Genomic DNA, 18,160 nt, shown 5'->3' on the forward strand with positions numbered 1-18,160 from the left:
ATTCGTGCTGGCCACCCGGGCACTACTCCTTCTCCGCCCTCGACTCAATGAATCATCCAGTATGCCTGACTCGATCTACTTTGACAGAGAGGGCTGGGGGCTTGTCGGTGACGACCACCCTCGGCACCGTACGGGTCTTCTTTATCAGGCGGCGGAAGAAGCATCTCGCCGCGGCCGTGTCCCGCCGGTTCTGGACGAGGATGTCGAGGACGTTGCCATTCTGGTCGACGGCCCGCCACAGATACTTCAGCTCGCCGTTGACCTTGATGAAGACCTCGTCCAGGTGCCACTTGTCCCCGGGCCGTGGCCGACGGCCGGGCAGTCCGTCGGCATAGGCCTGTCCGAACTTCAGACATCAGCGGCGGACCGTCTCGTAGGAGACGCTGATACCGCGCTGCAGCATCAACTCCTCCACCTCACGGAATGACAACGGGAAGCGGAAGTACAGCCACACGCAGTGGGAATCACCTCGACCGGGTACCGGTGCCCCTTGTACGACGGCGGCGTACTGCCCACGGACACCCCCTCCACCATGATCAACCCGAAGATCATCCCACCCGTCAGCCAACGTGACAGTGCCCTCCAGCGGGCCCCCGACTCCGCGGCGGGCCCGCTGGAGCCTTGCAGAGATCGTCCGCGCCGGGAGGCTCCTCGCTGGGCCTGCTGCACCACCGTCGTGGGAGTCGCCGGAGCCCTCGACGTCAGCGCTCGGACGATCTACCGGCACCCCCTCGTCCATGGCGACGGCCAGGATGCGTCGCAGCCTGGCTCTCGTACTGCTTCTCGACCCGGTCGCGGGCCCAGGCGACTGGCGGACTTCCTCGTTGGGGTGCCGTTAACGAGCGGCGATCCAAGTGGCAAGTAGCTCTGTAGTCAATGTGATGGTCGGTCACTGGCTCGGGGTGAGGGCCAAGCGAGCAGCGGATAGCGGTAGCAGTGACTCCGCTTCGAGGTTGGCTTATCGGACTTCTGGTCTCTGACGCCCCGTCAGGGTGTTGCCGCAGTAAATACCGGATTTACTGCGGCAGTTGTGCATACGTCTCCGCAATCGAGCATCTGCCCGAATGCGGTTCTGCTGTGCGGACTGAGGGGAGGGGACTGTCAGTGCCCGACGCCGACCAGGCCAGGCGCCAGCGTGTTTGCCTGGGTCATACCCCCAGGTCCTCCGTCACGGGCAGGCACTCGGCGAGCAGTTCGACGACGTCGCGCCAGGCTCGCTGCGCGTGCTGTGGGTGGTAGCCGACGCCGGGGACCATGGGGTGGTCGACCGGCGGGTGGTGGAAGGCGTGCAAGGCGCCGCCGTAGACCGCGAGGCGCCAGTCGACGCCCGCGGCCTGCATCTCAGCGGTGAACGCGTTCCGTTGCGCGGGCGGCATGATCGGGTCTTCCGACCCGACCCCGGCCCACACCGGGCAGCGAATGCGCGCCGCCTCGCCCGGTCGGCCCGTGGTAGTTGCGTTGACTGTCCCGATCGCCCGCAGGTTGACGCCATCGCGCCCGAGTTCCAGCGCGATGGCGCCCCCGGTGCCGTAGCCGACGGCGGCGATCCGGTCGGGGTCGGTCCGCGGTTCGGTGCGCAGCACGTCGAGCGCCGCGTGGCCGATGCCCCGCATCCGGTCGGGGTCGGCGAGCAGCGGCATGCAACGGGCCAGCATCTCCTCGGGGTCGCCCAAATAGCGCCCACCGTGAAGGTCGAAGGCCAGCGCTACATATCCCAGCTCGGCGAGAGCATCGGCCCTGCGGCGCTCGACGTCGCTGAGCCCCATGCCCTCTGGTCCGAGCAGCACCGCGGGCCGGCGGTCGACACCGGCCGGGAGCGCGAGGTGCCCGATCATCGTAAAACCGTCGGCCGGATACTCGACCGTACGCGTCGTAATCGTTGTCATGAGTCTGGACTGTAGTGATCGTCGAGCCCGGTCCGGCCGGTGTTCTGCCGCTGGCAGAACAGCCCGGGTATCCCAAATACGGCGAGGGCTCACAAGAACCGTCACAAACCCCGTCCCCACGGCAGCACTATCGGATCACCTGCCCAGGCCGCGGTGTTGGAGGCTGACCCTCGCAGCAGGATTCTGGGGTATACCGGCCCGCTCCCGTGAAGGGCGTCCGCTTGCGCTCATAGAACTGTTTCGAGGCGGGACAGTTCCGCAGGCTGGCGAAGGCCGAGAGGTAGAAGACGCGGAGCAGGCCGCGGTGGTAGCGGCGTGGGCGGTGGAGGTTGCCGCTGACGCGTCCGGAGTCGCGGGGGACGGGTGCGAGGCCGGCGTAGCCGGCCAGGCGGTCGGCGGTGCCGAAGGTGTCCATGGCGCCGCCGGTCGCAGCGAGGAACTCCGCGCTCAGCATGGTGCCCATGCCAGGCAGGCTCTGGATCACCTCGGCGTGTGGGTGCTCGCGAAACCGGGCCTCGATAAGGGCTTCGAGCTCGGTGATCTCCTCATCGAGGGCCATCACCCCCTTCGCCAGGCGGGCCACCATGGTGGCCGCGAGTTTCTCGCCGGGCAGTGCGGTGAACTGGGCCTCGGCGGCCTCCATGACGGTCCGGGCCAGGGCCGCGCTGTTGCGAACCTTGCGGTTCTTCAGCCATGTCGCGATCCGGGAGGCGCCGGCGCGACGGATCGCGGCCGGGGTCTGGTAGCCGGTCAACAACAGGACCGGCCCCTTCTTCGTCAGGTCCAACGAGCGTTCCAACGCAGGGAAGATTTCCAAGAGTTGGGCGCGCATTCGGTTGATCTGCCGGGTCCGGTCGCAGACCAGATCGGTGCGGCGGGTGACCAGCGTGCGCAGGTCGATCGATATCTCGTCGCCGGGCCGCAGGACACCGAGGTCGGTGCGCATGCGGGCCTGGTCGGCAATGACGAAGGCGTCCTTCGCGTCGGTCTTGGCCTGGCCCCGGTAGCCGGCCGATGCACGGTGGATGGCCAGGCCGGTGATGTAGGTGATGTGCTGGTCGTGACTGACCAGCAGACCGAGCAGGAGCGCGGCCCCGCCGTGGTTGATGTCCACCGCCCACAACACGTCCCGCGACAGCTCCAGTACGTCAGCGATGAGCTGGATCAGTTCAGTCTCGTCGTTCAGGATCCGACGAGACAGCAGTCGCTTGCCCTGGGCGTCGATCACCACGCAGTGGTGATGTTCCTTGCCGATGTCCACTCCGGCCCAGATCTCGGGCACAGCCACCTCCGTCAGCTCGTCGTACACCAGCCCAGCAGACGACCTCGCCGACGTTGTCCTACAAAGCGATCGCGTCGCGTCTCCCAATTAGCGGTCGAGTCGTCGCGGGGTTCCGGGCGGCCAAGTTTTCTGAGCCATCCAGCGGCGACTCCATGACAGCCATATCCGGAACCCCTGGGCCCCGCCGATCTTACGAATGACCAGCTCAGACCCACATCAAGAAAGGTAGGACTCCATGATCGGGCGAACCTTGCCTGCCCTGCTACCACCGCTCAACTCGGCACCTATTGGCGGACGCCCTTATCGGCGCCATCACGCTGATCGCGGGCGGAGCGCTTTACGGGGCCCGTCTGGTGGGCACAGCCCTCATCGGCATCATGCGGGGACAGAGCCGGAAGTGACCCACCCTCCACCGACGTCAGCCCTGGTCGGCCTTGAGGCGTGTGGAGCGGACGGTGGTGTGCCGTCCGCTGCCGACCTGCTTCGGCAGCCAGCGGCACGCCCAGCAGCTGCACACCGTCGGCGTTGGGCGGGGCCGATTGCTGCTGACGGGTGGTGATGTTCTCGCCAAGCCGCCGGGCACCGCGTGGAAACCCTCTCCGCTCCTCCCCCACACCACGGCACAGCACCCGCGTTCAATCGCGGGTCAGTGGCCGTGCCGGGCGATCGCGCGCAGGAAAGCGATGGTCTCCTCCTCGCCGCTGGTGGCTTCGTCCAGGGACGTCCCGTACAGGCGGCTGGCGGAGAGCTTCACGATGGTGGTCCGGCTGACCGGATCGACGTAGACGAACTGGTTGTAGACGCCGACCGCGCTGAACTCGCCACGGTCTCCCGCCAGGAGCCACCACTGGTAGCCGTAGCCGACCCCATCGGCTTGCTGGCCACCGACACGAGGCTGGCCGGGTCGAAGATGCGGCGCGGTCACGGTGACCGAGTCGCGCACCCACTGCGCGGGCACGATCTGCCGGCCCTGCCACACACCTCCGTTGCGGTACAGCTCGCCGAGCCTGGCGAAGTCGCGGGCGGTCAGGTTGAGCCCCGCGAAGGCGAGTTCCGTCCCGGCGGGGTCCACCAGCCAGTGACCCGCCGACGTCATGCCGAGCGGCTCGCACAGCTTCTCGTGCATGTAGTCGGCGACCGGGCGGCCGGTGGCCCGGGCCAGCAAGGCGCCGAGTACCTGTGTCTCACCGGAGTTGTAGCGACAGACGGTGCCAGGCCTGTTCTCGCGCACCATGCGGGCGACGAAGTCGTCGAGCGTGCCGCCGATGCCCGCCGTCGCGGCGTTGAGCTGGAAGATGTCGGAGGCCGGGTCGTTGTAGTCCTCGTTCCACCGGGCACCGGAGGACATCTGGAGCACGTCCTTGATGGACACACCGTCGTACGCGGAACCGGGCTGCACCGGCACGTAGGAGCTGATGGGCTCGTCGATGCTCGTGATGTGCCCCTCTTCGACCGCTATACCGACGAGCGCGGAGACGAAGCTCTTGGCGACCGACGCGGACAGCCACTGCACGTCCGGGCCACCGGTCAGGAAGTAGCTCTCGTGCCTGATAGCCCCGTCGACGAGCACGAGTAGTGCCGACGTGTCGGTGCCGGCCAGGAACTCCTTGGTCGGCCGTGAGGTGCCGTCGTAGTCGTACGTCTCCGGCAGGGGGATCGTCTCACCGAGTGGCCAGGGATGAGGCTGCGCGGAGGGGGCCATCTCGCGGGTGTCGAGGAGGTCCTTCATCCGGCAGAAGTGCTCGTGCTGCGGCGCACCGGTGAAGAGGCCGAGGTCGGGCAGGGTCATGCGCTTCTGAACAGTCATTGCCGTCCTTCGAGTGGAACGAGGGATCCGGAGGAGCAGGGGGAGTGGGCGGGCCGACACCATTGCTGGGGTGGGCTCGTCCTGGGGGTCTGAGGGCCCCGGCTGCGATACCGAGAAAGTAGCAGTACCAATCGGTTAGGGCAACCGAGTGGTACTGTTAATTTTCCATTGACACAGAGCAGAGGAAGGCAGCGATGAGCTCTTCCCGCGTCGACGGGCGCACCCTCCGGTTCCAGCACCGGAGGCCGGAGTTGCTGGCCGCGGCAACCGAGTACATCCTTGAACACGGCGTCAGCGGCCTGTCCCTGCGTCCCGTGGCGCAGGCGCTCGGTGTCACCCACGCGACACTGCTACGGCATTTCTCCTCGAAGGACGCGCTGCTCCTGGCCGTCGCAGAGAAGGTCCGCACGGATCTGGCCGCATGGCTGATGTCGGACGTGGAACTCCGCGAGGCACACTCGACGGCCGAACTCGTCAGGGCGCTATGGCGTCGGCTGTGCGAACCGCAGGAGCAGCGCCAGTTCCTCCTGCTTTTCGAATTCGTCGGCCATCACGGGGAGAAGTCCGGGGAAGACGAGAAACTCTCCCGGTCGATCGTCCACGACTGGATCGAGATCATCGCCAACAGGCTTGCTGCGGACGGCTGGCCGCCCGAGGACGCCTCCGCTTTGTCCACCCTTGTTCTCGCGCAGGTGCGGGGCCTGCAGCTCGATCTCCTCGTCTCCGGGGACCGCGCACGAGCGGACCGCGCCATCGACTTCGCCGTACGCCTCCTCGACCGCCCCACCCGGTGAAGCTTCCCCGTGATCTTGGACACTCGATGCCTATGCTGCGAGGTCGTGTTGGTGCCGTTGCCGGGTCTCGGCCGGGGTGAGGTAGCCGAAGACCTTGTGTTTGCGCAGGCGGCGGCGGTTATAGAACGTCTCGATGAAGTCGAAGACCTCAGCGCGGGCGGTGGCCCGGTCGGGCCAGATGCGAGTGCCAATCTCTTCTTTGAGTAGGGCCCAGAAACTCTCCGCGGCGGCGTTGATGCCCCTATGGATGTCAAGCGGAGTCTCGGGCTGGCCCCGTGTGGTCTGCCGGGCGCTGTCACGTTGTTGGGTGTGTGGGTGTCTGATGGTGTGTCGGGGAATGGTGGGGCCTGGTTCGGGGCCTGTGCTCAGGCCGTGGTGGACAGACCGGCGGTGCCGGTGACCTGCTCCCAGGTGGTGAAGCGGTGCTGCATCTCGGTGCGGTAGTCGGGGGCGGTCATCAGATGGCGGCGGGGCCGGAAGTGCGGTGAGATACCGCTGAACGCGGACAGGAACCGCTGCGCCCCGCCGGCGGAGCGGAAGCCTTTCATCGCACGTTCACGCTGCCGGGTGGGCTGGTGGCTGTTCTCCGCCCGGTTGTTCAGCCCCTTGTGCGAGCGGTGCTCGACCGAGGGCATGACCTCGCGGTGAGCGGCGCCGTAGGAGCGGAGCCTGTCCGTGACGACCACCCGCGGCACCGTACGGGTCGTCTTCACCAGGCGACGGAAGAATTGCCTGGCCGCGGTCTTGTCCCGCCGGTTCTGTACGAGGATGTCCAGCACCATGCCGTCCTGGTCGACAGCCCGCCAGAGGTACTTCTGCTCGCCGTTGATCTTGACGAAGACCTCGTCCAGGTGCCACTTGTCACCAGGCCGGGGCCGGCGGCGGCGCAGCGAATTGACGTACTGCTGCCCGAACTTCAGGCACCAGCGGCGGATGGTCTCGTAGGAGACGATCACGCCGCGCTCGAGCATCAGCTCCTCGACCTCACGGAAACCGAGCGGGAACCGGAAGTACAGCCACACGCAGTGGCAGATCACCTCGACCGGGTACCGGTGACCCCTGTACGACGGCGACGCGCTCCCCACGGACGACTCCCCCTCCACCATGATCAACCCGAAGATCATCCCACCCGGTCAGCCAACGTGACAGTGCCCTCGAGGCTGATGCCCAGTGTGTTGTTCAGGTAAGCGAGTACGGTCACCCATCCGATCGAGTCGAGACCGGGGGCTTGATCACGCCCAGCTCGATGAGCGGGGTCAAGCCGGTGGTCGGAGTACACGCTGTTCCGCGAATCCCTGTGGCGCCGGAGCGTCTCCGCCGGCAGGCCATCGCGTCCGTATCCCCGGATCCCCGCATTCCGCCAGGGCCGGCGGGAACGGGCCGCAGCCGATCGAACGCTCGCCACCACGGTTCCAGCGACAAGGTGCACAGCTTCTCGGCCTGAAAGGTTGCCAGACTGACCGGCGAGCCGCTCGCTTGTCGGCATTCGGGCAGCCGAAGATTGAGGCCTGTCATGTTCAGGATCAGGGGGCGAGATGGCGGGCACATGGGCGGCGAGCGTCTCAACGAACAGCGTCAGCGCGCGCGGCGGCTTCGAATGGTGGTCGTCGATGGTCGCCGAAGCGGTCATTCCCGTGTCGATCACGTGCGAACGCGTCGACTCCTTCGTGGGAGAGGCGGCCTCGCTGCAGCTGCCCCGGACCCAGGTGTCAGCATTCCGCTTCTCCCCGATGTCAGCCCGCCGCACCCCGATCCACATCCGGCGGGCGGATCCCGAGTCCTACTTCCTCTTCCTGGTCCACGGCGGCCCGGTCGGGCTGGAGCAACGACGCAACAACATCCTGCTCAGGGCGGGCGACATGGCCCTGTTCGACACCTCCGTCCCTCTGGCCTGTGAGTTCCGGGACGGCAGACAGCCCCCTCGGCTCACCATGATCCGGCTGCCCAGAACCGCGATCCCGCTCCCCCTCGGTCGGACGGACGAACTGGTCGCCACACTTCTCCCCGCCCGGACCGGGTCGGGAGCGCTCCTCACGTCCTATCTCACCGGGCTGCGCGACCAGGCCGCGCACTGCGACGAGGCGGAACTGCTCCGCCTGGGGAGCGTGGGATTCGACCTGGCCACCGCGTTTCTGGCCACGCGGCTCGATGCCGCATCGGGGCTACCCGCAGACACCCGCCGCCAAGTCCTGCTGGCCCGCATCCACGCCTTCATCGACCACAACCTCAGCAATCCCCAACTCACGCCGGCACACATCGCAGCACACCACCACATTTCCGTCCGCGCCCTGCACCAACTGTTCCGCACGGAGGCGAGTACCGTCGCGGCCACAATCCGCCGGCGGCGCCTGGAGCGCTGCCAGGCCGACCTCACCGACCCCCGGCAACGCAGCCAGTCGATCAGTGCGCTGGCAGCGCGGTGGGGCTTCCTGGTGCCGGCCGAGTTCAGCAGAGCATTTCGGGCGGCCCATGGCATGACTCCCACGGAATTCCGCCACGAGGCCACACGGCAGGCCCGGACTGCGCCAGGACACAAGTGACGCTGCGCTGATTCCCAATTGCCCGCGCGCCTCCCGTGTCACGGTGAGATCGCACGGTTCAGCCCATGGCATGGGCATGCCCGTCCCGTGCATTGCGCGGTGCTCCCGCGCGAATTCCTGCTCCCATGGAGGGAAAATGAAACGCTATTCGGTACCAGCGGCTGGACTGCTGCTCGTCCTGGTCGGAGCCTCCGCTGCCGTAGCCGCACCGGCGAGTGCCACGCCCGTCGAGTCCGCGGCCTCGGCAACTACGGCGCAGCCGCGACAGGTGCCTGACGGGCCGGTAGTGGTGACTCAGGGCGGCAACGGAGCGCCTTCGATCAAGCACTCGAACTACTGCAACAACTTCGTCAACTACGGCACGTCGTGGAGAGCGGACTGCAACGTCGACTACGGAAGTTCCGGATCGTGGACCCAGTGCTCGGACGGTACCGAAATCTGGGGTCCGCTGGTCGGCCCAGGCTACTGGGTCTTCAGCGGTGACTGCTCCGGTCACGGCAGCGTGCGGGACTGGGGGGTTTACGACGGTTAGCGATCCCGCGTGTGAACTCCTCCCGTTCCTGCCCGTCACGGCTGCACCGTAGGAATCGCGGCAGGCCTGCGCAACTGCGGCGAACGCAGCGGACCCTTGTCGATATCGGCGTAGCCGAAGATCTCGCGGCGCCTGCCGACCAGCCGGAGTCTTCTTCACGGCCGGTCGAGGAAGTGCACCGAGAGCCGACCTCCGACGAAGGCGCCGGCGACCGGAATGCGGCGGTGCCCTCAGCCACGCGTGGCTGAGGGCACCGCCGCATTCCGGTCGCCGGCGCCTTCGTCGGAGGTCGGCTCTCGGTGCACTTCCTCGACCGGCCGTGAAGAAGACTCCGGCTGGTCGGCAGGCGCCGCGAGATCTTCGGCTACGCCGATATCGACAAGGGTCCGCTGCGTTCGCCGCAGTTGCGCAGGCCTGCCGCGATTCCTACGGTGCAGCCGTGACGGGCAGGAACGGGAGGAGTTCACACGCGGGATCGCTAACCGTCGTAAACCCCCCAGTCCCGCACGCTGCCGTGACCGGAGCAGTCACCGCTGAAGACCCAGTAGCCTGGGCCGACCAGCGGACCCCAGATTTCGGTACCGTCCGAGCACTGGGTCCACGATCCGGAACTTCCGTAGTCGACGTTGCAGTCCGCTCTCCACGACGTGCCGTAGTTGACGAAGTTGTTGCAGTAGTTCGAGTGCTTGATCGAAGGCGCTCCGTTGCCGCCCTGAGTCACCACTACCGGCCCGTCAGGCACCTGTCGCGGCTGCGCCGTAGTTGCCGAGGCCGCGGACTCGACGGGCGTGGCACTCGCCGGTGCGGCTACGGCAGCGGAGGCTCCGACCAGGACGAGCAGCAGTCCAGCCGCTGGTACCGAATAGCGTTTCATTTTCCCTCCATGGGAGCAGGAATTCGCGCGGGAGCACCGCGCAATGCACGGGACGGGCATGCCCATGCCATGGGCTGAACCGTGCGATCTCACCGTGACACGGGAGGCGCGCGGGCAATTGGGAATCAGCGCAGCGTCACTTGTGTCCTGGCGCAGTCCGGGCCTGCCGTGTGGCCTCGTGGCGGAATTCCGTGGGAGTCATGCCATGGGCCGCCCGAAATGCTCTGCTGAACTCGGCCGGCACCAGGAAGCCCCACCGCGCTGCCAGCGCACTGATCGACTGGCTGCGTTGCCGGGGGTCGGTGAGGTCGGCCTGGCAGCGCTCCAGGCGCCGCCGGCGGATTGTGGCCGCGACGGTACTCGCCTCCGTGCGGAACAGTTGGTGCAGGGCGCGGACGGAAATGTGGTGGTGTGCTGCGATGTGTGCCGGCGTGAGTTGGGGATTGCTGAGGTTGTGGTCGATGAAGGCGTGGATGCGGGCCAGCAGGACTTGGCGGCGGGTGTCTGCGGGTAGCCCCGATGCGGCATCGAGCCGCGTGGCCAGAAACGCGGTGGCCAGGTCGAATCCCACGCTCCCCAGGCGGAGCAGTTCCGCCTCGTCGCAGTGCGCGGCCTGGTCGCGCAGCCCGGTGAGATAGGACGTGAGGAGCGCTCCCGACCCGGTCCGGGCGGGGAGAAGTGTGGCGACCAGTTCGTCCGTCCGACCGAGGGGGAGCGGGATCGCGGTTCTGGGCAGCCGGATCATGGTGAGCCGAGGGGGCTGTCTGCCGTCCCGGAACTCACAGGCCAGAGGGACGGAGGTGTCGAACAGGGCCATGTCGCCCGCCCTGAGCAGGATGTTGTTGCGTCGTTGCTCCAGCCCGACCGGGCCGCCGTGGACCAGGAAGAGGAAGTAGGACTCGGGATCCGCCCGCCGGATGTGGATCGGGGTGCGGCGGGCTGACATCGGGGAGAAGCGGAATGCTGACACCTGGGTCCGGGGCAGCTGCAGCGAGGCCGCCTCTCCCACGAAGGAGTCGACGCGTTCGCACGTGATCGACACGGGAATGACCGCTTCGGCGACCATCGACGACCACCATTCGAAGCCGCCGCGCGCGCTGACGCTGTTCGTTGAGACGCTCGCCGCCCATGTGCCCGCCATCTCGCCCCCTGATCCTGAACATGACAGGCCTCAATCTTCGGCTGCCCGAATGCCGACAAGCGAGCGGCTCGCCGGTCAGTCTGGCAACCTTTCAGGCCGAGAAGCTGTGCACCTTGTCGCTGGAACCGTGGTGGCGAGCGTTCGATCGGCTGCGGCCCGTTCCCGCCGGCCCTGGCGGAATGCGGGGATCCGGGGATACGGACGCGATGGCCTGCCGGCGGAGACGCTCCGGCGCCACAGGGATTCGCGGAACAGCGTGTACTCCGACCACCGGCTTGACCCCGCTCATCGAGCTGGGCGTGATCAAGCCCCCGGTCTCGACTCGATCGGATGGGTGACCGTACTCGCTTACCTGAACAACACACTGGGCATCAGCCTCGAGGGCACTGTCACGTTGGCTGACCGGGTGGGATGATCTTCGGGTTGATCATGGTGGAGGGGGAGTCGTCCGTGGGGAGCGCGTCGCCGTCGTACAGGGGTCACCGGTACCCGGTCGAGGTGATCTGCCACTGCGTGTGGCTGTACTTCCGGTTCCCGCTCGGTTTCCGTGAGGTCGAGGAGCTGATGCTCGAGCGCGGCGTGATCGTCTCCTACGAGACCATCCGCCGCTGGTGCCTGAAGTTCGGGCAGCAGTACGTCAATTCGCTGCGCCGCCGCCGGCCCCGGCCTGGTGACAAGTGGCACCTGGACGAGGTCTTCGTCAAGATCAACGGCGAGCAGAAGTACCTCTGGCGGGCTGTCGACCAGGACGGCATGGTGCTGGACATCCTCGTACAGAACCGGCGGGACAAGACCGCGGCCAGGCAATTCTTCCGTCGCCTGGTGAAGACGACCCGTACGGTGCCGCGGGTGGTCGTCACGGACAGGCTCCGCTCCTACGGCGCCGCTCACCGCGAGGTCATGCCCTCGGTCGAGCACCGCTCGCACAAGGGGCTGAACAACCGGGCGGAGAACAGCCACCAGCCCACCCGGCAGCGTGAACGTGCGATGAAAGGCTTCCGCTCCGCCGGCGGGGCGCAGCGGTTCCTGTCCGCGTTCAGCGGTATCTCACCGCACTTCCGGCCCCGCCGCCATCTGATGACCGCCCCCGACTACCGCACCGAGATGCAGCACCGCTTCACCACCTGGGAGCAGGTCACCGGCACCGCCGGTCTGTCCACCACGGCCTGAGCACAGGCCCCGAACCAGGCCCCACCATTCCCCGACACACCATCAGACACCCACACACCCAACAACGTGACAGCGCCCGGCAGACCACACGGGGCCAGCCCGAGACTCCGCTTGACATCCATAGGGGCATCAACGCCGCCGCGGAGAGTTTCTGGGCCCTACTCAAAGAAGAGATTGGCACTCGCATCTGGCCCGACCGGGCCACCGCCCGCGCTGAGGTCTTCGACTTCATCGAGACGTTCTATAACCGCCGCCGCCTGCGCAAACACAAGGTCTTCGGCTACCTCACCCCGGCCGAGACCCGGCAACGGCACCAACACGACCTCGCAGCATAGGCATCGAGTGTCCAAGATCACGGGGAAGCTTCACCGGGTGGGGCGGTCGAGGAGGCGTACGGCGAAGTCGATGGCGCGGTCCGCTCGTGCGCGGTCCCCGGAGACGAGGAGATCGAGCTGCAGGCCCCGCACCTGCGCGAGAACAAGGGTGGACAAAGCGGAGGCGTCCTCGGGCGGCCAGCCGTCCGCAGCAAGCCTGTTGGCGATGATCTCGATCCAGTCGTGGACGATCGACCGGGAGAGTTTCTCGTCTTCCCCGGACTTCTCCCCGTGATGGCCGACGAATTCGAAAAGCAGGAGGAACTGGCGCTGCTCCTGCGGTTCGCACAGCCGACGCCATAGCGCCCTGACGAGTTCGGCCGTCGAGTGTGCCTCGCGGAGTTCCACGTCCGACATCAGCCATGCGGCCAGATCCGTGCGGACCTTCTCTGCGACGGCCAGGAGCAGCGCGTCCTTCGAGGAGAAATGCCGTAGCAGTGTCGCGTGGGTGACACCGAGCGCCTGCGCCACGGGACGCAGGGACAGGCCGCTGACGCCGTGTTCAAGGATGTACTCGGTTGCCGCGGCCAGCAACTCCGGCCTCCGGTGCTGGAACCGGAGGGTGCGCCCGTCGACGCGGGAAGAGCTCATCGCTGCCTTCCTCTGCTCTGTGTCAATGGAAAATTAACAGTACCACTCGGTTGCCCTAACCGATTGGTACTGCTACTTTCTCGGTATCGCAGCCGGGGCCCTCAGACCCCCAGGACGAGCCCACCCCAGCAATGGTGTCGGCCCGCCCACTCCCCCTGCTCCTCCGGATCCCTCGTTCCACTCGAAGGACGGCAATGACTGTTCAGAAGCGCATGACCCTGCCCGACCTCGGCCTCTTCACCGGTGCGCCGCAGCACGAGCACTTCTGCCGGATGAAGGACCTCCTCGACACCCGCGAGATGGCCCCCTCCGCGCAGCCTCATCCCTGGCCACTCGGTGAGACGATCCCCCTGCCGGAGACGTACGACTACGACGGCACCTCACGGCCGACCAAGGAGTTCCTGGCCGGCACCGACACGTCGGCACTACTCGTGCTCGTCGACGGGGCTATCAGGCACGAGAGCTACTTCCTGACCGGTGGCCCGGACGTGCAGTGGCTGTCCGCGTCGGTCGCCAAGAGCTTCGTCTCCGCGCTCGTCGGTATAGCGGTCGAAGAGGGGCACATCACGAGCATCGACGAGCCCATCAGCTCCTACGTGCCGGTGCAGCCCGGTTCCGCGTACGACGGTGTGTCCATCAAGGACGTGCTCCAGATGTCCTCCGGTGCCCGGTGGAACGAGGACTACAACGACCCGGCCTCCGACATCTTCCAGCTCAACGCCGCGACGGCGGGCATCGGCGGCACGCTCGACGACTTCGTCGCCCGCATGGTGCGCGAGAACAGGCCTGGCACCGTCTGTCGCTACAACTCCGGTGAGACACAGGTACTCGGCGCCTTGCTGGCCCGGGCCACCGGCCGCCCGGTCGCCGACTACATGCACGAGAAGCTGTGCGAGCCGCTCGGCATGACGTCGGCGGGTCACTGGCTGGTGGACCCCGCCGGGACGGAACTCGCCTTCGCGGGGCTCAACCTGACCGCCCGCGACTTCGCCAGGCTCGGCGAGCTGTACCGCAACGGAGGTGTGTGGCAGGGCCGGCAGATCGTGCCCGCGCAGTGGGTGCGCGACTCGGTCACCGTGACCGCGCCGCATCTTCGACCCGGCCAGCCTCGTGTCGGTGGCCAGCAAGCCGATGGGGTCGGCTACGGCTACCAGTGGTGGCTCCTGGCGGGAGACCGTGGCGAGTTCAGCGCGGTCGGCGTCTACAACCAGTTCGTCTACGTCGATCCGGTCAGCCGGACCACCATCGTGAAGCTCTCCGCCAGCCGCCTGTACGGGACGTCCCTGGACGAAGCCACCAGCGGCGAGGAGGAGACCATCGCTTTCCTGCGCGCGATCGCCCGGCACGGCCACTGACCCGCGATTGAACGCGGGTGCTGTGCCGTGGTGTGGGGGAGGAGCGGAGAGGGTTTCCACGCGGTGCCCGGCGGCTTGGCGAGAACATCACCACCCGTCAGCAGCAATCGGCCCCGCCCAACGCCGACGGTGTGCAGCTGCTGGGCGTGCCGCTGGCTGCCGAAGCAGGTCGGCAGCGGACGGCACACCACCGTCCGCTCCACACGCCTCAAGGCCGACCAGGGCTGACGTCGGTGGAGGGTGGGTCACTTCCGGCTCTGTCCCCGCATGATGCCGATGAGGGCTGTGCCCACCAGACGGGCCCCGTAAAGCGCTCCGCCCGCGATCAGCGTGATGGCGCCGATAAGGGCGTCCGCCAATAGGTGCCGAGTTGAGCGGTGGTAGCAGGGCAGGCAAGGTTCGCCCGATCATGGAGTCCTACCTTTCTTGATGTGGGTCTGAGCTGGTCATTCGTAAGATCGGCGGGGCCCAGGGGTTCCGGATATGGCTGTCATGGAGTCGCCGCTGGATGGCTCAGAAAACTTGGCCGCCCGGAACCCCGCGACGACTCGACCGCTAATTGGGAGACGCGACGCGATCGCTTTGTAGGACAACGTCGGCGAGGTCGTCTGCTGGGCTGGTGTACGACGAGCTGACGGAGGTGGCTGTGCCCGAGATCTGGGCCGGAGTGGACATCGGCAAGGAACATCACCACTGCGTGGTGATCGACGCCCAGGGCAAGCGACTGCTGTCTCGTCGGATCCTGAACGACGAGACTGAACTGATCCAGCTCATCGCTGACGTACTGGAGCTGTCGCGGGACGTGTTGTGGGCGGTGGACATCAACCACGGCGGGGCCGCGCTCCTGCTCGGTCTGCTGGTCAGTCACGACCAGCACATCACCTACATCACCGGCCTGGCCATCCACCGTGCATCGGCCGGCTACCGGGGCCAGGCCAAGACCGACGCGAAGGACGCCTTCGTCATTGCCGACCAGGCCCGCATGCGCACCGACCTCGGTGTCCTGCGGCCCGGCGACGAGATATCGATCGACCTGCGCACGCTGGTCACCCGCCGCACCGATCTGGTCTGCGACCGGACCCGGCAGATCAACCGAATGCGCGCCCAACTCTTGGAAATCTTCCCTGCGTTGGAACGCTCGTTGGACCTGACGAAGAAGGGGCCGGTCCTGTTGTTGACCGGCTACCAGACCCCGGCCGCGATCCGTCGCGCCGGCGCCTCCCGGATCGCGACATGGCTGAAGAACCGCAAGGTTCGCAACAGCGCGGCCCTGGCCCGGACCGTCATGGAGGCCGCCGAGGCCCAGTTCACCGCACTGCCCGGCGAGAAACTCGCGGCCACCATGGTGGCCCGCCTGGCGAAGGGGGTGATGGCCCTCGATGAGGAGATCACCGAGCTCGAAGCCCTTATCGAGGCCCGGTTTCGCGAGCACCCACACGCCGAGGTGATCCAGAGCCTGCCTGGCATGGGCACCATGCTGAGCGCGGAGTTCCTCGCTGCGACCGGCGGCGCCATGGACACCTTCGGCACCGCCGACCGCCTGGCCGGCTACGCCGGCCTCGCACCCGTCCCCCGCGACTCCGGACGCGTCAGCGGCAACCTCCACCGCCCACGCCGCTACCACCGCGGCCTGCTCCGCGTCTTCTACCTCTCGGCCTTCGCCAGCCTGCGGAACTGTCCCGCCTCGAAACAGTTCTATGAGCGCAAGCGGACGCCCTTCACGGGAGCGGGCCGGTATACCCCAGAATCCTGCTGCGAGGGTCAGCCTCCAACACCGCGGCCTGGGCAGGTGATCCGATAGTGCTGCCGTGGGGACGGGGTTTGTGACGGTTCTTGTGAGCCCTCGCCGTATTTGGGATACCCGGGCTGTTCTGCCAGCGGCAGAACACCGGCCGGACCGGGCTCGACGATCACTACAGTCCAGACTCATGACAACGATTACGACGCGTACGGTCGAGTATCCGGCCGACGGTTTTACGATGATCGGGCACCTCGCGCTCCCGGCCGGTGTCGACCGCCGGCCCGCGGTGCTGCTCGGACCAGAGGGCATGGGGCTCAGCGACGTCGAGCGCCGCAGGGCCGATGCTCTCGCCGAGCTGGGATATGTAGCGCTGGCCTTCGACCTTCACGGTGGGCGCTATTTGGGCGACCCCGAGGAGATGCTGGCCCGTTGCATGCCGCTGCTCGCCGACCCCGACCGGATGCGGGGCATCGGCCACGCGGCGCTCGACGTGCTGCGCACCGAACCGCGGACCGACCCCGACCGGATCGCCGCCGTCGGCTACGGCACCGGGGGCGCCATCGCGCTGGAACTCGGGCGCGATGGCGTCAACCTGCGGGCGATCGGGACAGTCAACGCAACTACCACGGGCCGACCGGGCGAGGCGGCGCGCATTCGCTGCCCGGTGTGGGCCGGGGTCGGGTCGGAAGACCCGATCATGCCGCCCGCGCAACGGAACGCGTTCACCGCTGAGATGCAGGCCGCGGGCGTCGACTGGCGCCTCGCGGTCTACGGCGGCGCCTTGCACGCCTTCCACCACCCGCCGGTCGACCACCCCATGGTCCCCGGCGTCGGCTACCACCCACAGCACGCGCAGCGAGCCTGGCGCGACGTCGTCGAACTGCTCGCCGAGTGCCTGCCCGTGACGGAGGACCTGGGGGTATGACCCAGGCAAACACGCTGGCGCCTGGCCTGGTCGGCGTCGGGCACTGACAGTCCCCTCCCCTCAGTCCGCACAGCAGAACCGCATTCGGGCAGATGCTCGATTGCGGAGACGTATGCACAACTGCCGCAGTAAATCCGGTATTTACTGCGGCAACACCCTGACGGGGCGTCAGAGACCAGAAGTCCGATAAGCCAACCTCGAAGCGGAGTCACTGCTACCGCTATCCGCTGCTCGCTTGGCCCTCACCCCGAGCCAGTGACCGACCATCACATTGACTACAGAGCTACTTGCCACTTGGATCGCCGCTCGTTAACGGCACCCCAACGAGGAAGTCCGCCAGTCGCCTGGGCCCGCGACCGGGTCGAGAAGCAGTACGAGAGCCAGGCTGCGACGCATCCTGGCCGTCGCCATGGACGAGGGGGTGCCGGTAGATCGTCCGAGCGCTGACGTCGAGGGCTCCGGCGACTCCCACGACGGTGGTGCAGCAGGCCCAGCGAGGAGCCTCCCGGCGCGGACGATCTCTGCAAGGCTCCAGCGGGCCCGCCGCGGAGTCGGGGGCCCGCTGGAGGGCACTGTCACGTTGGCTGACGGGTGGGATGATCTTCGGGTTGATCATGGTGGAGGGGGTGTCCGTGGGCAGTACGCCGCCGTCGTACAAGGGGCACCGGTACCCGGTCGAGGTGATTCCCACTGCGTGTGGCTGTACTTCCGCTTCCCGTTGTCATTCCGTGAGGTGGAGGAGTTGATGCTGCAGCGCGGTATCAGCGTCTCCTACGAGACGGTCCGCCGCTGATGTCTGAAGTTCGGACAGGCCTATGCCGACGGACTGCCCGGCCGTCGGCCACGGCCCGGGGACAAGTGGCACCTGGACGAGGTCTTCATCAAGGTCAACGGCGAGCTGAAGTATCTGTGGCGGGCCGTCGACCAGAATGGCAACGTCCTCGACATCCTCGTCCAGAACCGGCGGGACACGGCCGCGGCGAGATGCTTCTTCCGCCGCCTGATAAAGAAGACCCGTACGGTGCCGAGGGTGGTCGTCACCGACAAGCCCCCAGCCCTCTCTGTCAAAGTAGATCGAGTCAGGCATACTGGATGATTCATTGAGTCGAGGGCGGAGAAGGAGTAGTGCCCGGGTGGCCAGCACGAAT

At 67.1% G+C, this 18,160-nt stretch carries 16 protein-coding genes and 2 pseudogenes; 9 read left to right on the plus strand and 9 right to left on the minus strand.

What is annotated here, in order from left to right; translation table 11 throughout:
* Positions 1 to 100: 100 nt before the first annotated feature.
* The 4 genes and pseudogenes from ACFVX4_RS39400 to ACFVX4_RS39415 all read right to left on the minus strand — a co-directional run.
* Positions 101 to 552: pseudogene (locus ACFVX4_RS39400) on the minus strand (IS6 family transposase); the annotation flags it as partial.
* A 596-nt stretch (positions 553 to 1,148) separates the two neighbouring features.
* Positions 1,149 to 1,886 carry a dienelactone hydrolase family protein gene (locus ACFVX4_RS39405; RefSeq protein ID WP_389987554.1) on the minus strand — a complete coding sequence of 246 codons (738 nt, stop codon included), beginning with the start codon at positions 1,884 to 1,886 and terminating at the stop codon, positions 1,149 to 1,151.
* Between the two features lie 127 nt (positions 1,887 to 2,013).
* A complete protein-coding gene (locus tag ACFVX4_RS39410; protein WP_389987569.1) occupies positions 2,014 to 3,168 on the minus strand; it encodes an IS110 family transposase in 1,155 nt (384 codons plus the stop codon).
* Positions 3,169 to 3,814: 646 nt separating this feature from the next.
* The gene (locus ACFVX4_RS39415; protein WP_389987557.1) at positions 3,815 to 4,975 is read right to left on the minus strand and encodes a serine hydrolase domain-containing protein; all 1,161 of its coding nucleotides are present in this window, start codon (positions 4,973 to 4,975) and stop codon (positions 3,815 to 3,817) included.
* Between the two features lie 194 nt (positions 4,976 to 5,169).
* Here ACFVX4_RS39415 and ACFVX4_RS39420 point away from each other — a divergent pair, with 194 nt between their 5' ends.
* Positions 5,170 to 5,769, plus strand: a complete 600-nt coding sequence (locus ACFVX4_RS39420; protein ID WP_389987560.1) for a TetR/AcrR family transcriptional regulator — start codon at positions 5,170 to 5,172, stop codon at positions 5,767 to 5,769.
* A 30-nt stretch (positions 5,770 to 5,799) separates the two neighbouring features.
* Here the strand turns inward: ACFVX4_RS39420 and ACFVX4_RS39425 are convergent, their stop codons facing one another.
* Positions 5,800 to 6,180 (minus strand): IS3 family transposase, encoded by a 381-nt coding sequence (locus ACFVX4_RS39425; RefSeq protein WP_389987572.1) that lies wholly within the window; start codon positions 6,178 to 6,180, stop codon positions 5,800 to 5,802.
* Positions 6,135 to 6,875, minus strand: coding sequence for an IS6 family transposase (locus tag ACFVX4_RS39430; protein WP_389987575.1), 741 nt, complete (start codon positions 6,873 to 6,875; stop codon positions 6,135 to 6,137). Before ACFVX4_RS39430 ends, ACFVX4_RS39425 begins: the two co-directional genes overlap by 46 nt.
* Before the next feature lie 429 nt (positions 6,876 to 7,304).
* Here ACFVX4_RS39430 and ACFVX4_RS39435 point away from each other — a divergent pair, with 429 nt between their 5' ends.
* Positions 7,305 to 8,309 (plus strand): helix-turn-helix domain-containing protein, encoded by a 1,005-nt coding sequence (locus ACFVX4_RS39435; RefSeq protein ID WP_389987563.1) that lies wholly within the window; start codon positions 7,305 to 7,307, stop codon positions 8,307 to 8,309.
* Positions 8,310 to 8,445: 136 nt separating this feature from the next.
* The gene (locus ACFVX4_RS39440; protein ID WP_389987566.1) at positions 8,446 to 8,841 is read left to right on the plus strand and encodes a hypothetical protein; all 396 of its coding nucleotides are present in this window, start codon (positions 8,446 to 8,448) and stop codon (positions 8,839 to 8,841) included.
* Positions 8,842 to 9,319: 478 nt separating this feature from the next.
* Here the strand turns inward: ACFVX4_RS39440 and ACFVX4_RS39445 are convergent, their stop codons facing one another.
* Together ACFVX4_RS39445 and ACFVX4_RS39450 are read right to left on the minus strand one after the other, a co-directional pair.
* Complete coding sequence (locus tag ACFVX4_RS39445) at positions 9,320 to 9,715, minus strand: hypothetical protein (protein ID WP_389987566.1); 396 nt, start codon at positions 9,713 to 9,715, stop codon at positions 9,320 to 9,322.
* 136 nt (positions 9,716 to 9,851) lie between these two features.
* A complete protein-coding gene (locus tag ACFVX4_RS39450; protein WP_389987563.1) occupies positions 9,852 to 10,856 on the minus strand; it encodes a helix-turn-helix domain-containing protein in 1,005 nt (334 codons plus the stop codon).
* A 429-nt stretch (positions 10,857 to 11,285) separates the two neighbouring features.
* Between ACFVX4_RS39450 and ACFVX4_RS39455 the strand changes: the two genes are divergently transcribed.
* Both ACFVX4_RS39455 and ACFVX4_RS39460 read left to right on the plus strand, forming a co-directional pair.
* Positions 11,286 to 12,026, plus strand: coding sequence for an IS6 family transposase (locus tag ACFVX4_RS39455; RefSeq protein ID WP_389987575.1), 741 nt, complete (start codon positions 11,286 to 11,288; stop codon positions 12,024 to 12,026).
* A 128-nt stretch (positions 12,027 to 12,154) separates the two neighbouring features.
* Complete coding sequence (locus tag ACFVX4_RS39460) at positions 12,155 to 12,361, plus strand: IS3 family transposase (RefSeq protein ID WP_389987578.1); 207 nt, start codon at positions 12,155 to 12,157, stop codon at positions 12,359 to 12,361.
* 30 nt (positions 12,362 to 12,391) lie between these two features.
* On the opposite strand, the gene ACFVX4_RS39465 is transcribed toward ACFVX4_RS39460, so the two are convergent.
* On the minus strand, positions 12,392 to 12,991 hold the full coding sequence (locus ACFVX4_RS39465; protein ID WP_389987560.1) for a TetR/AcrR family transcriptional regulator: 600 nt from the start codon (positions 12,989 to 12,991) through the stop codon (positions 12,392 to 12,394).
* A 194-nt stretch (positions 12,992 to 13,185) separates the two neighbouring features.
* Between ACFVX4_RS39465 and ACFVX4_RS39470 the strand changes: the two genes are divergently transcribed.
* From ACFVX4_RS39470 to ACFVX4_RS39485, 4 genes and pseudogenes are all read left to right on the plus strand, one after another.
* A complete protein-coding gene (locus ACFVX4_RS39470) occupies positions 13,186 to 14,346 on the plus strand; it encodes a serine hydrolase domain-containing protein (protein WP_389987557.1) in 1,161 nt (386 codons plus the stop codon).
* 646 nt (positions 14,347 to 14,992) lie between these two features.
* Positions 14,993 to 16,147 (plus strand): IS110 family transposase, encoded by a 1,155-nt coding sequence (locus tag ACFVX4_RS39475; protein ID WP_389987569.1) that lies wholly within the window; start codon positions 14,993 to 14,995, stop codon positions 16,145 to 16,147.
* A gap of 127 nt (positions 16,148 to 16,274) precedes the next feature.
* A complete protein-coding gene (locus ACFVX4_RS39480; protein WP_389987554.1) occupies positions 16,275 to 17,012 on the plus strand; it encodes a dienelactone hydrolase family protein in 738 nt (245 codons plus the stop codon).
* 596 nt (positions 17,013 to 17,608) lie between these two features.
* Positions 17,609 to 18,060 (plus strand): annotated as a pseudogene (locus ACFVX4_RS39485) (IS6 family transposase); the annotation flags it as partial.
* Between the last annotated feature and the right edge of the window lie 100 nt (positions 18,061 to 18,160).

Origin of the sequence: Streptomyces sp. NPDC058240, assembly GCF_042882135.1 — a bacterium.
Lineage (GTDB): Bacteria > Actinomycetota > Actinomycetes > Streptomycetales > Streptomycetaceae > Streptomyces.